Genomic DNA, 15,187 nt, shown 5'->3' with positions numbered 1-15,187 from the left:
GCAGACCGTTGAGAGCGAAGGAGACAGTTTTGACCACGATGACCGTCGCACGGTTCCCGGGAGAGGGAGCCGTTCGCTTCGAACGGCGGCCGGTCCCGGCGTTGGAACGCGGACTGGTCCGAGTGCGCGCGGAGCTCGTCGGGCTGTGCGGCTCGGACAAGCGGCTGCTCAAGGACGGCGCGCGATTCGTGCCGGGCCACGAGATCGTCGCCAGGGTCACCGACACCGGTTCCGCCACCGCCGATGTCGCGCCCGGCGACCGGGTCCTGGTCTACATCCCGCTGTTCTGCGGGCGGTGCCGCGCGTGCCTGCGGCAGGACACCAACCGATGCCTGCACCTGGACAGCCTCGTCGGGTGGCACGCCGACGGCGGATTCCGCGAGTTCCTGGACCTGCCTCCACGCAACCTCATCCCCGTGCCCGACGACGTGCCCTCCGACGTCGCCGTCCTCGCGCTCGACACCGTGGGCACCGCAGGCCACGGGCTGCGCATGGCCCGGCGCGGCCTCACCGCTGATCCCGACCACGTGGTCGTCGTCGGGTGCGGGCCGTTGGGCGTGGGTGCCGCGGCCGTCAGCGCCCACCTGTTCGGCTGCCGGGTGCTGGCCGGAGACCTGTCCGCGACCCGGCTGGCCGCCGCGACCGAAGTCGGCGCCGAACCGATGCCCGACGACCTGCCTCGCAACGATCACCCGCTCGTCGTCGAGGCATCCGGTTCGGAAGCCGGGCGCCGGCTCGCCTGGGAACTGGTCGAGCCCGGCGGCGTCCTGCTGCTGCTCGGTGAAGGCGCGACGGACCTGTCGTTCCCGATGGGGCCTCGCTGGCGGCGCACGGACATGACGATGGTGCGCTCGTTCTACTTCCCGCTGCACGAGGTCGATGCCAACTGGGCGCTCCTGCGCTCGATCGGCGCGAACCTGTCCCGCACCCTCTGCGTGCGAACGGATTTCGCGGACCTGGAACAGACCTACCGGACGTTCGGGTCCGGTGAACAGCTCAAACCGCTGGTGCGAATCCCCACCTCGGAGAACGGAGATCCCCGATGACTCCCTTGTTCATGCTGGCCATGGACCAGCGGCTGTGGCTCAAGGAGGCCGTGTTCGGCACCACCGAGCTCACGACGGCGCAGACCGAGGAGCTGGTGGCGATCAAGGAGTTGATCGCCGACGGCGCGATCCGCGCGGTCCGCGACCACGGCGTGGCCCCGGAGGCGGCTGCGGTGCTCGTCGATGAGGAGCTCGGGGGCGAGAGCCCGGCCCGGATCAAGAACGCCGGGATCCGGCTGTCGATGGCGCTGGAGAAGTCCCAACCGTCGGTCTACGAGGAGGAACCCCGCTCGGTAAGCGGACAACTCCTCCTGGCGCACCGGCCGCAGATCCCCAAGGTGCTGGTCCGGTACAACCCGGAGGCCGCCGACGACCTCGCACGCAAGCAGCTGCTCGACCTCAAGTCCACATCGGATCGCGTCCGGCAGACCGGGGCACCGCTGCTGGTCGAGATCATCGTTCCGCCGACCCGGGAGCAGCTCAGCGACCTGGGGTCGACCGCACGATTCGACGCCGAGCTGCTACCCGAACTGACGCTCACCGCGATCGACCACATCAAGGAGACCGGGGCGAGGGTCGACATCTGGAAGCTGGAGGGCATGCCCGACACCGAGCGCTTCGCCGAACTGCTCCAGCGCTGCAGGGCCGGCGCACAACACCCGGTCGACGCGGTGGTCCTGGGCAAGAACGCCGGCCAGGACGTGGTGGAGCGGTGGTTGCGCAACGCCGCCGAAGCCGGCTTCATCGGATTCGCCATCGGGCGCAGCATCTGGTGGAGCGCGGTGCAGGACTTCCGCGCCCACCGCATCAGCCGGGACAACGCCGCGGACTCGATCGCGCGGACCTACGCCGCCTACTGCCGGATCATGACCGAAGCGTTGGGGCTCCCCGCACTTCCCTGAGCAACGAGTTCTCGCCAAACCAGGAGCCTCGGCTCACGGCACAGCGGTCCGGGGCGTCCGCATGGATGCCCCGGGCCGAACCACATCCCTTGGACCCTAGATCGACGTCTCCCCCAGGACGCGGCTGGGCCTTCAACTCCGGAGGTGGAGGGGGCGGGGGACCTTCTCATGCTCGTAGATCGACACCGCCTTCCTCAAACCTTGAACTGCAGCTCTTCAAGCCGAGTCCCAGTCGGGTCGCTCGCTCCCGGCAAAGCGCGCCGCGCGACGTGGTTCCCACCCATCAACGGCGGCCCAACTCCATTCACCGGAAGCGCAGCCAAACACGTCGCACAACCGTTCCGGCAATGCGGCGCGGTCGGACGTTTCCTCGACGATGCCGACCAACGCGTCGGCCGGTCGACCTCGATCCACGGCCACTTCCATTCACGGACGCGTGGCGAGACGGGCGCGGAAGGCTGCGGCCGGTTGCGGATGGGCCACCAGGTAGCCCTGGTACTGGTCGACTTCCAGGCTCCGCAACACCTGGAGCTGTTCGTGGGTTTCGACTCCTTCGGCGACGCAGATGCGGTCCATGGCGTGGGTCATGGTGACGACCGCGCGGGCGATCGCGTGATCGACCTGGTCCGTGTCGATCTTTGTGACGAAGGTGCGGTCGAGTTTGAGGATGTGGACCGGAAGCTCTTTGAGACGGGACAGCGTGGAATAACCAGTGCCGAAGTCATCGAGGGCGAAGCGCACCCCGAGATCGGCGAGGTCGCTCATGGCCTGATGCGTTTGCGGACTCAAGTCCACCAGGGCTGTTTCGACGACTTCGAGCACGACCCGGTCGAACGGCACCCCGGAATTCGCGATGATCTCGGTGACGGCATCGAGGAAATCGGGATCGCCCGGAAGGAGTCCGCCGAGGTTTACTGCGACAGCCGGAGGCGTGTCATTGCACGATGGCCAACGTGCCGCGTCGGCCAACGCGGTGCGCAGCACCCACTGGTCGAGTTCACGCATCAGATCGCCTTGCTCGGCAGCCGCGAGAATGGTCCCGGGATCCAGCAGGCCCCGCTCGGGGTGCGACCACCGGAGTAGGGCTTCACCGACCACGGTGGTGCCATCACCATCGACGATCGGCTGGTAGTGCAAGGTCAGCGCGTCGCTGCGAATGGCGTGGCGGAGTTCACCTTCGAGTTGCAGCTGCCCTTCCGCAGCGGAGATGATCCGACTGTCGGCCAAGGAAATGCGTCCGGGACCGCGGCTCTTCGCGTGGAACATGGCCACATCGGCGTAGCGCAGGAGATCCTGTCCGGTCATGGACCCGGTCAGCAGCGCCCCGCCGGTGGAGGCGGAGACGCTGACCATTTGATCTCGAATGGGAACCATGATGCGCAGTGCTTCGGAGATGCGCCGGGTCAGCGCCTGGAGTCCGCCGACCGCGTCGAGGTCTGCTGTGATGACGAGGAACTCGTCTCCGGAGAGCCGCCCGACCGTGCACTCCTGCGGTACGGATGCGGAAAGCTGCCGGGCCAGGGCGATCAGGAGTTCGTCACCGGCTTCGTGACCGAGCGAGTCGTTGATGCGCTTGAAGTTGTCGATGTCGCAGAACACGAGTCCGAGCTGCTTCGATTCACCTGAGGTCAGCCAGGTGAGGATCTCGTTCATCCCGCGGCGGTTGAGCAGCCCCGTCAAATCGTCGTGGGTGGCCTGCTCGCGAAGCGCGTGTTCCGCCCTGCGCTGGGCGGTGATGTCGTGCATGAGGACCTGGAAGGCCGGGTGACCGTTCCATTCGGTGCGCACTGAGACGGACTCGATGAGCACGGTGTCGCCGTCCATGCAGCGCAGCCGCACCTCGGTCGACTCGGAGGCCATGCCCGGTTCGGTCAATCTGGCCACCCGTTGGCGCAAGTCGCGCAGCGACGGTTCGGCGACGAACTCGCTGATGGGGTGCCCGAGCAGTTGCTCATCGGACTCAGCTCGCACCAATCGCACCGTGGCGGGGTTGACGTAGGTGAGCAGGCCGTCCTGATGCACGCAGATCGCATCGGGGCTCAGCTCGGCCAGCAGCCGGTACCGATCAGCCAAGATGGCCAGTTGCCTGGCCTCTTCCCCGCATGCCCGCGCGTCCGTGGCGATTCCGACGAGCTCCGTTGAACGCCCCTGGCCGACCGGGCGCGCTCGGACGTGGAGCCTGCGGGCCACTCCGTGCTGGTCCTCCAACGGCTGCTCGAGTTCGAGATCGCGCCACACCGATGTCGTCGCAGCGGAAACGATCACCGGCTCCAGCAGCTCCCGCAGCCGGGCCTGCAATGACTCCACGCCGGCGCCGGGCATGCCCAAGAGCCGGTCGAGCCCGTCGCCGGAGCATGTGAGCGTGTCGTCAGCGAAGCGATAGCGCCACGCCACGGCCCCGTGAATGGCGAGCGTCAGGTCCAGCACGGCGCGATCCATCCGCGAACCGGACATGACGACGCCTCGGTCGCCCGCTTCCTGCTCCCGTGACATCCGCTCCCTCTCCGACCGCTGATGACCCACGGCAACTATCCCCTCATAGCGCCGTGCACACAGACATGAACCATCGTGGCGATACTACTATTTGTGATCATGAAAGGGTCATCCAGAGCACTAAATTAGCCCATTCGAATTGTTTTCAGTATTTGAGGTCACCGTGTGTAGCACTGCATGACCGAGGAACGACACTCCCGAGTGAGGCAGGTCAGAGTCGCTCTGCTTCGACTTGTGATCTAGCAAACAGCTCGAGGAGATCGCCATGGGCTTACGGGAGTTGGACATCGCCGGGTTGGGCGCTGTCACCGGTTACGGCTGGGGCCGGGAGCAGTTGTGGGAAGGACTCGCCGCGGCGAAACCCGCCGCTTGCCCGCAGGAGGGCTACGGCGAGAACGGGCAGGCGGCCGCCTGGGCGGCACTTGTTCCCGACGGAGGCGAGCCCTCGGACGGCCCGAGCCGATTCCAGCGGGCGATGCGATTCGCCGCCCGCGAAGCCATCGCGGACGCCACGCAACGCGGGTGGCAACCCGGGCGACGAGTCGGGTTGCTCCACGCGGTCGTGCTCGGCGAAGTCGACCTGTGGAAAGACTTCTACCTCGCGCACGACGGACGCGTGTCCGTGCGCAACTACCTCGCTCTGATGCCGTCGACACCGATCTCGACCCTCATGCAGGAATACGGCTTCCACGGGCCGGCCATGAACGTCGGCGCCATGTGCGCCTCCGGCAACGCCGGCCTGCTCACCGCCAAGGCGTGGGTGGACAGCGGCATCGTCGACGACGTGATCTTCGTGGCCACCGATCTCTCCGTCACCCCGGAGAACCTCAGGCACTTCGCCGAGTTGGGCGTCGCCATCACCGACACCGAACCATTGCAGGCCTGCCGCCCGTTCCAGGAAGGCAGCCAGGGCTTCATCATGGGCGAAGGCTCGGTCGCCATGGTCCTCTCCCGGAGCACGCCCCATCCCTACCTGCACGTGCTGGGCGGAGCCATGTCGCACGACGCCCACCACGTCACCTCGATCGACCCCGAGCTGACCGACATCACCCACTGCTTCACCCAAGCTCTGGACAACGCCGGTATCGCCCCGGAGCAGGTGCGCTACCTCAACGCCCACGGCCCCGGCACACGACAATGCGACAGGGCCGAAGCAGCCGTGTTCGACGCCCTGTTCCCTGCCACAGCCGAGTTGTACTCGATCAAACCACTCGCCGGACATTGCCAGGGCGCAGCCTCGGCCGTCGAAATCGCCGCCACCGCGCTGGGATACGACCACGAGCTCCTTCCCGCACCGCCACTGGTCGCCGACGGGCACCCGCGCCTGCTCTCCGGCCCCACACCACCGGCTGCCGGCCTGACGATCAAATCCTCGATCGGCATGGGCGGACACAACTCCGCCGTCGTCCTCAAACCACCCCAACTCGACACGTCAGCCTGATCCTGCTGTTCAGCCGATCTCACCCCGGCCGAGCGGGTCTCCCCGCGTGAAGCTCTCGACGGCCTGCTCTCCCCCTCGACAACCCCGGTGGGTCGCCGCGCCGGATCTCAGTGGGCGCGCCAGCCGACCTCTGCCTGTTGCGCACCCCGCGCACCTCTCCGGCACCTGTCCGGACGGGAGCGCGCAACCGGCGCTCGGCCGCCCGCCCATCCAGGCCGCCAGGACGGCAGGTGACGACCTGCACCCACTGGTCGACAAGTTCCGGCTCACCGGCCCAAGCGGACACGATCACAGCCACTTCCCGGTGAAAGCTTGACGCAGACACCAGCGACGCAGAGCATTCACCTCGCACACACGCCCTCTGACCAGCGATGACCGGGCGTGTGTGGCGGGTGGGACGTCGGGGTCCCACTTAGTGGGGGCGGGCGGCAGTCGGGGGGTCGCCCGCCCCACCACTACGCACAGGGACTTGCCTGTGAGTTGAATGCGGAGGTGCGGTGGCCGTCGGCGGCCCGCGCCCGAACTCCCCCGCCCGCGGCGAGGCACCCCGTCCCCGCCAGGCACGGGAGACGGAGCCCCTCGCTGCTGCTCCGCCGCCCTCGACCCATGCGCGGGGACGGCTTGGAACAACGGCAGGGCTCCGTTCCCCGTCGGGCCCTGTTCACGCCCTGAACGACGTCCAAGGCGCATCGCGAGGATGGAACGTCACGTGGAACCCTCGCAAGGCGCACCGTAGATCTTGCGGGCAAATAACACACTCTTGCGTTAACGCCGTCGGGGATGCTTTAGGCCGATCGAGCAGCTGTCCGTGTTCGAACTGATCACCCGAGCGGATCCAGCACGTACGGTCGAGGTGGACGAGGTCCACACTGGAACTTCAAGCAGGTCGGCATCCACTGGATCCGACGCACCACCTTCCCCTGGGTCGAACGCCATCTCGGCTACGCCGTCGCCCGCGCCTGCGCCGGCCACCTACCCCGCAGCAACAAGCGCCTCTCCTCCCCAACGCGTCCGCGGCCCGAGCGCGGTTACCGACACCTCTACGTCGAGCAGGTAAGGCTGCGACTTCCGGTTCTTGCAAGCCGAAACGTCGCACGCCCCGAGCGCTGACCGTGGACGGTTCCATCCCGGCCGCGGTGGTGAGCGGGCGCGGTCGGGCCCGCTCACCACCTCCATCGCTCAGATGCTCGTTCCCCCGTCGATCGTCAGTTCACTGGCGTCCGAGGCGAGGAACTCTGGCTGGACCCCCACCTGCTGATGTGTTTAGTCGGCCCTGCTGATCGGTGAATGCTCGCAGGGTGACTTCAGGGTTGTTCTCCGCGGTCGCTGGCGCCGTCCTCGCCATCATCGCGAACGAGTTCGTGGAGCACCTCGGCCGCAGCCCTGGCCGCGTCCGTGAACGGCTCGAGGACGATGTCGACTCCGGCAGCGCGCAGTTGTTCGGAGTCGTGCCGGGTGTGCGCGGTCAGCGCGATCTTGCCGGGGTAGTCGTGCTGACGCAGCCCGTGCAGCAGCGCCGCGTTCGTCTCCAACAACGGGATGGTGCTGATCACGAATCGCGCTCGTGACAACGAGCGCGACTCGAGCAAGTACGCGTCCTCGGCGCTGCCGTGCACCGCCGTGACCCCCTCGGCAGAGGTGGTCGCAACACGGTGCGGGTCGAAGTCCACGGCCAGCACGCGGTGCCCGGCACGGCCGAGCAGGCCAGCGACGTGCCCGCCGAATCGACCGAGACCGTAGACCACGCCGTCGAACTCGGTCTCGGAATTGGTGGGATCAGCCCGGGTACTACCCCGTTCGAAGACGCGGAGCACCCGTTCGAGGCGGTCGTAGATCCGGTGCGAGTACTGGATCAGATAAGTCGACCCGCCGATCGTAACGAGCCCGACGACGGTGATGAGGCTGACCGTGGTGTTGTCTATGTGCCCGAGCTCCAGGCCGAGCGCGGCGACGATCAGCGAGAACTCCGAGATCTGGGAGACCGCGAGTCCGGTGAGGAAAGCGACCCGCACCGGGTAGCGCATCATCGTCATGATGGCCATGACGATGAGCGAGTGCGCGAGCAGGACGAACGCGGACAACGCGGCGGCTTCGCCGAGTTGCCACCCCACGTCGTCGAACTCCAGGTTGGCTCCCAGGTTCAGGAAGAAGAACAGCAGCAGGAAATCGCGCAGGCTCACCAGGCGGGCACCCAACGCGTCGCGGTAGGGGGTGCCCGCCAGGGAAATACCGGCGAGGAAGGCCCCCACCTCGGAGTTGAAGCCGAGTTGTTCGCTGGCAGCGGCGATCGAGACGGCGTAGGCCACACCGAAGAGCACGAGCAGTTCCTGGGAACGGGCAATCTGGTGCAGCAACACCGGCAGGACGTAGTACATCAGCACCGCGATACCTGCGAGAAGCGCGATTCCCTTGCCGAGCACAAGTGCGACGTCGAGCGCCATGCCGGCGCCTGTCCTCTGACCGAATGCGGACAGCGCGATCATCACCAGGATCACGACGATGTCCTGGACGATGAGGAAGCCGACTGCGATGCGCCCGTGCAGGTGTTCCAGGTCTCCCCTGTCGGAGAGAAGCTTCACGACGATGATCGTGGAGGAGAAGGTTAGCGCGATGGCGACGTAGAGCGCTGGCACGAGGTCCATGCCCAGGGCACTCGCGATCAGGTAACCAAGCAGTGCCGTGAAGACGATTTGGCCGAGGCCGGTGACGAGCGCGACGGACCCTGTCGTGCGGATCAGGTGCGGATCGAGCCGAAGGCCGACGAGGAACAACAGGATCGCGATGCCCAGGCTGGCCAGCAGTTCGATCGTGCCCTCCCCGGTCACCCAGCCGGTGCCGGTTGGACCGACGAGGATGCCGACGCCGATGAAGGCGACGATCAACGGTTGATGGAGGCGGATGGCGAGCACTCCCGCGGCTGCGCCGATGGCCAGCACCACCGCGATGAGCGGGAACGCGTGCATGTCCACCGTCACCCCCGAAGCCGCGTGCCGCGAGCGCACCCCGCCCACGTCACGCCGAACAAGGCCGCCGAGCCAAGAGCCGGCTGCACATCGACCGCGTGACCGTTCCGCCCATTACCAGGCTAGCGCCGCAAGGGAGAACGAGCCGTGTGCCGCCAGCCTGCTGTGGTGAAAGCGCGTCCCTCTGAATACAACTGAGCGCTGCCAGGCCACCTCTACGAGCTACCCGAGCGGATCAGTGAGGTTTCGGCGGGTGCGGTGTGGTTGCACTGCTGAAGCGGTTACCGTGCCACGGCGGCGGCATCCAGATGCGACCACAACACCCCACAAAACGGAACCCGCGGGTTCACCTATCAGTAAACCCGCTGGTCACAGCCGTCGGGACGGCGGGATTCGAACCCACGACCCCTTGACCCCCAGCGCCGTCCACAAGAGACAGACAGAAGCGCGCTCCAGTTTCACTCCTGCTCCAGACCCGCAAGCAAACCGAGCGATCCGACCTCTCCCCCTCCCCCAGTAGCCGACCAGGAAGACAGCAATCCGACATCAAATTCAGTAACCACTGAAACAATCACAAAAACAAAGCAGTCAGCCCGCCAACGATGCCCACCACCCACCCCAGCCCCTCCGCCGCAGCAACTACGCCCACCGCGCCATGCGCCCCGCCACCGACGGCACCCTCCACCACCCCATCCCCCGCATGCACCTCCAACCCGTCGTCCCCGGACTCACCTTCCACGGACTCCGCCACAGCCACAAAACCTGGCTCATCGCCGACGCCATCCCCCAAATCGCCCAAGCCCGCCGCATGGGCCACGTCCTCCCCGACAAAATCGAACACATCTACTCCCACGCCGCCCAAGAAGTCGAAACCCAACTCCTCAACGCACTCCAACAACGATGGCAAACATCCCTCAACACGATCACGCGAACGTCCTGCGCTCCACAATCCACCCCAAGCCTCGAAGCACTCGCCACACCAACCCCGCGCACGGACGTCGATGCACACGCTCTTTGAGCTCCAGCACACTCCCGCGCCGAAGTTTTTGCACGTCACGAGATCAGTGGTAGTACGAGGGCTGTGTCGCGCACACCTCACGTGGGGGACCGTCCAGATGTGCGGTCCCCACTCCCTGCACCGTGCTGACGTCCCGCGCGAGTTCGGACGGCGCGGAACCGGCCCCGAGCCTTCCGGGTGCGAGGCCGGTTCCGCGCCTCCTCATCCGATGTTCACCACGTCGGTGCTCGACTGGATCCGATCGGTGTTGAATTCGATGCCGAACCCGGGGGCTGCGGGAAGCCTGAACTCGCCTCCCTTGGGCGCGGGGGATCGATCTCGAAGTGGTGGCGTTCCGGCATGTGGTGGTACAGGTACTCCAGTCGCGGACACACCGCGGGCGACTGCGCGGCAACCACGTGCAGGGCCGCGTGCAATCCGTGCCCGTGCGGGACGACCGCCACGCCGTACGGCTCCGCGAGGGCGCACATCCGGACGAGATCCGTCACCCCGCCGCACCACTCGGGGTCCACTTGCAGCGCCGTGAGCAGGCCCCTTGCAGGAAGGGCAGCAGGTCGAAGCGGTCGTAGAGATGTTCGCCCGCCGCCAGCGGAACGGTCGTTAGGCCGCGTAGCTGGGCGTACGCGGCGACCGCGGCGGGTGCGAAGGGCTCCTCCAACCACGTGGGGCGGAACTGCTCGGCTTCCCGGCACCACGCCGTCGCATGGGCCAGGTCCCAGCCCATGAACGCGTCGAACATCAGCTGGGCGCGCGGGCCCGCTCCCTCGCGCGCTCGTGCGGCCAGCTCGACGTTGCGAGCAAGCTCCTCCTCCCCCTGGCCAGGTCCGTCCGCGAAGAACCACTTCTGCCCCGCGAAACCCGCTTCCACCAGTTCAGTACGCGAGCACCTTGGGCACTCGGCACGACCACGGCGAGGTCGAACGCGTCGCCGCCGATCATCGACCTCGCCGGCGAGCCAGTTCTTCTCCTCCGCCGTGAGCCAGCGGGTCTTGTCGGGGGTGTCGACGAGCACGGTGAAGATCAGCAGTCCGACGACGATCGAAGGAAGGCCCTCGATGATGAACAGCGCACGCCAATCTTCAAGCCCCAGGAGTCCGCTCGGCCACAGCTCCAGGATCGCCCCCGACAGCGGTGGACCGACCATGTTCGCGAGCGTGGCTCCCAGGACGAACAGGGAGAGCATCTTCGCGCGGTCCCGGGCGGGGAACCACAGCATGAAGTAGAACACCACCCCGGGGAACAACCCGGCCTCGGCGATTCCGAGCAGGATGCGCATCACGTACAGGCTGACCTCGCCCTGCACCGCCGCGGTCAGCGTCGCCGCCACACCCCAGGTCACCGCGATGCGAGCGAGCCACTTGCGCGCACCGAAGCGGGCCATCGCGAGGTTGCTGGGCACTTCGAACAGGAAGTACCCGATGAAGAACATGCCTGCGGCCAGGCCGAAGGTCGCCGAGCTCAGGCCGAGCGACTCGTTCATGCTCAAGGAGGCGATGCCCAGGTTGGCCCGTTCGAGACTGGCCAGGAAGTACGCGGGCGCGAGAAGCGGGATCAGCCGCCACGCGATCTTGCGCCGGACTGTCTTTCGCATGTCTTCGTCCGCCTTCTCCGGCGACGAGGAAGGATTGAACGCCACGTTGCGCCTCTTCTCTCCTGCGAATCGGGTTGTTTGATCAGCGCACGTCGCCACTCGGCCGACGACCCGGTTTCACGCGTCGGGCGAGTTCGGAAGTGCGTTTCTTGCGGTGATCCGCTGGGATTTGAGTTCTCGAAAACCCGTTCTTTCCAGCGGAATCACATGTCGACAGCGATGTACTTCGTCTCCAGGTACTCCGAAATCCCCTCGAAACTTCCTTCGCGCCCCAGACCGCTCTGCTTGACGCCGCCGAACGGGGCCGCGGGATCGCTCAGCACCCCGCGGTTGATCGCGACCATCCCGGTCTGCAACCGGTGCGCCACGCGCATCGCCGCCGCGAGATCACCGAAAACGTAGGCGGCGATCCCCATCTCGGTGTCGTTGCTGCACTCAACCGCCTCGTCCTCGGTGTCGAACACCACGATCGGCGCCACCGGGCCGAAGATCTCGTGCCGGATGATCGACGAATCCGGGCGCACATCAGCGAGCACCGTCGGTGGGTAGAACGCCCCGGGCCCGTCCGGTGTGGTGCCTCCGGTGACCACCCGAGCGCCTTCGGCAACCGCACCATCCACGAGGGCCGCGACCTTGTCGCGCTCCACCTCGGACACGAGGGCGCCGAGCGAGCTGGACTCGATCCGTCCCGGCCCGGTCGTCAGCTTCGCCATCTCATCGGCGAGCCGTCGGCAGAACTCCTCCGCGACGGATCGGTGCACGTAGAGGCGGTTCGCCGCTGTGCACGCCGCTCCCCCGTTGCGCAACTTCGCCAGCACCACGCCCTGCACCGCGAGCGCGAGGTCCGCTCCTTCGAGGACCACCAGTGGAGCGTTGCCGCCGAGCTCCATCGACGTGCTGACCACCGCGTCGGCGGTCTGGCGCAGCAGGAGTCGCCCGACCTCGGTCGATCCCGTGAACGAGAGCTTGCGGACCGCGGGGTGGTGCAGCATCGCGCTGACCGATTCGCCCGTCCGGTGCGGGGTCACGAAGTTGACCACGCCCGCAGGCACACCCGCACGATCCAGCACGTCGACGATCGCGGCCGCCGTCAGCGGAGTTTCGGTCGCCGGTTTCAGCACGACCGTGCACCCGGCGGCCAGGGCCGGTCCGATCTTCCGGGTGGCCATCGCGGCGGGGAAATTCCACGGGGTGATCAGCACGCACACCCCCACCGGCTCGGGGCTGACCACGATGCGCTTGTCGCCCCCGGGCGCGAGCCGGAAGTCGCCGGTGATGCGAACTGCCTCTTCGGCGTACCAGCGGAAGAACTCAGCGGCGTAGTCGATTTCAGCCAGCGCGTCCGAGGTCGCCTTGCCGTTCTCGGCGCTGATCAGAGCCGCGAGCTGGGCGCGTTCGGCCCGCATGATCTCCCAGGCCCGTCGCAGGACCTCCGCCCGGGCGCGAGGCGCCTTCCCGGCCCACGACGCGCCGGCTGCTGCGGCGGCCTCCACCGCATCGAGGCAGTCGGACGTCTCGGCACCGGCGATCTCGGTGATCGCCTCCCCGGTCGCGGGATCGTGCACTCGGATGCGGTGGGCCGCTGTCCCGCCGCGCCACTTTCCGGCGATGAACAGCTCGGTGTGCAGGACATCGGGTAGTGGGGCGAGCGCTTCGCCGTGGTGGGTCTGGATCGTCACGTCGAGCTCCTCAGGTTCGGGCGTGGGCAAAGGTGTCGCTGCGGCCGCTCCAGGCGCAGCTCGGAACCGGTTCGATCAGCGCTCGCGGATCCGCTGCCGGTGCGTTGTTCAGGAGTCGGCCGACCCCGGCCGCCAGCTCCCCGATGCGCCCGAGGTCGCTTCGTGCGACCCCGATGTCGGCGAGGGTGTGCGGGACCCCGATCGCCGCGCGCAACTCGACCACGGCCCGGATCCCCGAGACCGCCGCTACGTCGTCGTCCGCACCGGCGTCGCACGCGCCCATCACCTTGGCGAGGTCGGCCAGCACGGGTGTCGACGACGGGAGGCAGGACTCCATGACGTAGGGCAGCAGAAGTCCCACCCCCAGTCCGTGAGGAGTGCGGGTCACGTCGCCGATCGGGTACTGCAACGCGTGCGAGAGGTGGGTGCCGCCGGAGCCGAAGGCCATCCCGGCGAGCAGGCTCCCGTACGCCAGGTTCGCTCGCGCCGCTCCGTTGCTCGGTTCGCGAACGGCGACGGCCAGGTTCGGGGCGATCGCCGCGGCGGCCTGGCGAGCAAGAACGCTGCTCAGCGCGTTGGCGCCGACAAACACCGGGAGCTCGCCGGTGAGGTCCACGTCCTGCCGACGGGCTGATGCGGATTCGATCGCATGGGTCAGCGCATCGATGCCGGAGAAAGCCGTGACCGTCGCCGGGCAGGTATGGGTCAGCTCGGGGTCGACGACCGCGGCGACCGGGACCAGGCGCGGACTCGAGATCCCGACCTTCAGCGCGCGCGACGGATCCGACACCACCGCCACCGGGGTGGCCTCGGAACCCGTCCCGGCGGTGGTCGGGACCGCCACCACCGGCAGCACTCCCGCCGGTACCAGGTTCTCGCCGTAGAAGCTCGACAGCGGATCGTCGGTCACCAGCGTGATCGCCAGCAACTTGGCAAGGTCCACGGTGCTGCCACCGCCGTATCCGACCACGACGTCGGGTTCGCACCTGCGGGCGGCGTCGGTAGCGCGGGCCACGCCCGCCAAGGGCAGCTCCGGTTGCACGTCCGAGTACGCGGTGACGTGGAGACCGCGCTCGCGCGCGGCATCGAGGAATCGCGCGAAATGATCGGTCTCGGCGATCACCGGATCCGAGCACACGAAGACCCGTGTTCCCCGATCGGCCAGCACTCGCGGCAGCGCCGCGCGGGAACCGTTCCCGAACAGCACCTCCGCGGGCGGCCTCACCTACGCCATCCAGGAGTCGGAGAACGACAAGATCGCTCGTGGCCTGTTGTTCGACCGGTTGGGCATCGAGCGGGATGAGAGCTGCGAGTCCGCGTTCGACGTCGACCCCCACCCCTACGCGATGAACGCGGAGAAGATGGCGGCGATGCTCGACCGCAAGACAACCTGAACGGCGACCGGCCCGGCGGGTTCCTCCCCCGCCGGGCCGCTCCCCCGTTGCGCAGCGTCTCCGCCATCTCACCTCAACGGAAGTGCCCGCCCCCGTTCTGGAGGAAGTCCACCGTGAAGATCGCCCTCGGAAATGACCACGCCGGTGTCGCGCTCAGGGGCCACGTCATCGACGTGCTCCGCGAACTCGGCCACACGATCGCCGACCGCGGCACGCCCGACGACTCGCCCGTCGACTTCCCCGACATCACCAGGGCCACGTGCGAGCTCGTTCGCACCGGAGAGGCCGATCGAGCGGTTCTGCTCTGCGGCACCGGGGTCGGTGCCGTCATCGCCGCCAACAAGATCCCCGGGATCAGCCCCGGGCTGGGGCATGACGTGTTCTCGGCGCACCAGGGGGTAGAACACGACGACACCAACACGATCGCGATGGGAGCGTGGTTGATCGGGCCGGCCACCGCCCGCGAAGCCCTCATCGCTTTCCTCAACGCCCGCTTCGACGACGACGCGGACACCCGACGCCGCGTCAGGAAGCTGCGCGACATGGAACAGGCTGCAGCGAGGGAACTCCTCGCCGAGGGCGACGGCTCCAACGAGTCGGTGTGAACGCCCCGGCGCAGCCACAACGAACTGATGTCCGTACCACTCGGACCGCATCGTG

Annotated in this window: 10 protein-coding genes and 1 pseudogene; 5 read left to right on the top strand and 6 right to left on the bottom strand. The window is 67.5% G+C overall.

Features of this window, described 5'->3' with window-relative positions; genetic code table 11:
• The first annotated feature begins 38 nt into the window (after positions 1–38).
• Both QFW96_RS16350 and QFW96_RS16345 read left to right on the top strand, forming a co-directional pair.
• Positions 39–1,046, top strand: coding sequence for a zinc-dependent alcohol dehydrogenase (locus QFW96_RS16350; RefSeq protein WP_281456510.1), 1,008 nt, complete (start codon positions 39–41; stop codon positions 1,044–1,046).
• Positions 1,043–1,948, top strand: a complete 906-nt coding sequence (locus QFW96_RS16345) for a 2-deoxy-5-keto-D-gluconate 6-phosphate aldolase domain-containing protein (RefSeq protein ID WP_281456509.1) — start codon at positions 1,043–1,045, stop codon at positions 1,946–1,948. Before QFW96_RS16350 ends, QFW96_RS16345 begins: the two co-directional genes overlap by 4 nt.
• A gap of 426 nt (positions 1,949–2,374) precedes the next feature.
• On the opposite strand, the gene QFW96_RS16340 is transcribed toward QFW96_RS16345, so the two are convergent.
• Positions 2,375–4,441: a putative bifunctional diguanylate cyclase/phosphodiesterase gene (locus tag QFW96_RS16340; RefSeq protein WP_281456508.1), complete on the bottom strand. Its 2,067-nt coding sequence runs from the start codon at positions 4,439–4,441 to the stop codon at positions 2,375–2,377.
• A 265-nt stretch (positions 4,442–4,706) separates the two neighbouring features.
• Between QFW96_RS16340 and QFW96_RS16335 the strand changes: the two genes are divergently transcribed.
• The gene (locus QFW96_RS16335; protein ID WP_281456507.1) at positions 4,707–5,882 is read left to right on the top strand and encodes a beta-ketoacyl synthase N-terminal-like domain-containing protein; all 1,176 of its coding nucleotides are present in this window, start codon (positions 4,707–4,709) and stop codon (positions 5,880–5,882) included.
• 1,304 nt (positions 5,883–7,186) lie between these two features.
• Here QFW96_RS16335 and QFW96_RS16330 read toward each other — a convergent pair.
• The 5 genes and pseudogenes from QFW96_RS16330 to QFW96_RS16310 form a co-directional block, all read right to left on the bottom strand.
• Entirely contained in the window at positions 7,187–8,845 is a 1,659-nt protein-coding gene (locus QFW96_RS16330) for a cation:proton antiporter (protein WP_281456595.1), read from the bottom strand.
• A 571-nt stretch (positions 8,846–9,416) separates the two neighbouring features.
• Positions 9,417–9,722 carry a hypothetical protein gene (locus QFW96_RS16325; RefSeq protein WP_281456506.1) on the bottom strand — a complete coding sequence of 102 codons (306 nt, stop codon included), beginning with the start codon at positions 9,720–9,722 and terminating at the stop codon, positions 9,417–9,419.
• 353 nt (positions 9,723–10,075) lie between these two features.
• A pseudogene (locus tag QFW96_RS16320) lies at positions 10,076–11,454 on the bottom strand (MFS transporter).
• 203 nt (positions 11,455–11,657) lie between these two features.
• Complete coding sequence (locus QFW96_RS16315) at positions 11,658–13,133, bottom strand: NAD-dependent succinate-semialdehyde dehydrogenase (protein ID WP_281456504.1); 1,476 nt, start codon at positions 13,131–13,133, stop codon at positions 11,658–11,660.
• 10 nt (positions 13,134–13,143) lie between these two features.
• Positions 13,144–14,358, bottom strand: a complete 1,215-nt coding sequence (locus QFW96_RS16310; protein ID WP_281456503.1) for an iron-containing alcohol dehydrogenase — start codon at positions 14,356–14,358, stop codon at positions 13,144–13,146.
• 46 nt (positions 14,359–14,404) lie between these two features.
• Here QFW96_RS16310 and QFW96_RS16305 point away from each other — a divergent pair, with 46 nt between their 5' ends.
• Positions 14,405–14,527 (top strand): hypothetical protein, encoded by a 123-nt coding sequence (locus QFW96_RS16305; protein ID WP_281456502.1) that lies wholly within the window; start codon positions 14,405–14,407, stop codon positions 14,525–14,527.
• Positions 14,528–14,640: 113 nt separating this feature from the next.
• Complete coding sequence (locus QFW96_RS16300; RefSeq protein ID WP_281456501.1) at positions 14,641–15,132, top strand: RpiB/LacA/LacB family sugar-phosphate isomerase; 492 nt, start codon at positions 14,641–14,643, stop codon at positions 15,130–15,132.
• Positions 15,133–15,187: the final 55 nt, after the last annotated feature.

It is taken from the genome of Saccharopolyspora ipomoeae (genome assembly GCF_029952525.1).
In the GTDB taxonomy this organism is placed as follows: Bacteria; Actinomycetota; Actinomycetes; order Mycobacteriales; family Pseudonocardiaceae; genus Saccharopolyspora; species Saccharopolyspora ipomoeae.
Note: the sequence above shows the minus strand (reverse complement) of the source record. Positions and strands in the feature narration are given on the sequence as shown.

Excerpts from the sequence above, each read along its gene's own strand:
- QFW96_RS16350 (WP_281456510.1), top strand. The coding sequence starts at position 39 with ATGACCGTCGCACGGTTCCCGGGAGAGGGAGCCGTTCGCTTCGAACGG.
- QFW96_RS16345 (WP_281456509.1), top strand. The coding sequence starts at position 1,043 with ATGACTCCCTTGTTCATGCTGGCCATGGACCAGCGGCTGTGGCTCAAG.
- QFW96_RS16340 (WP_281456508.1), bottom strand. The coding sequence starts at position 4,441 with ATGTCACGGGAGCAGGAAGCGGGCGACCGAGGCGTCGTCATGTCCGGT.
- QFW96_RS16335 (WP_281456507.1), top strand. The coding sequence starts at position 4,707 with ATGGGCTTACGGGAGTTGGACATCGCCGGGTTGGGCGCTGTCACCGGT.
- QFW96_RS16330 (WP_281456595.1), bottom strand. The coding sequence starts at position 8,845 with ATGCACGCGTTCCCGCTCATCGCGGTGGTGCTGGCCATCGGCGCAGCC.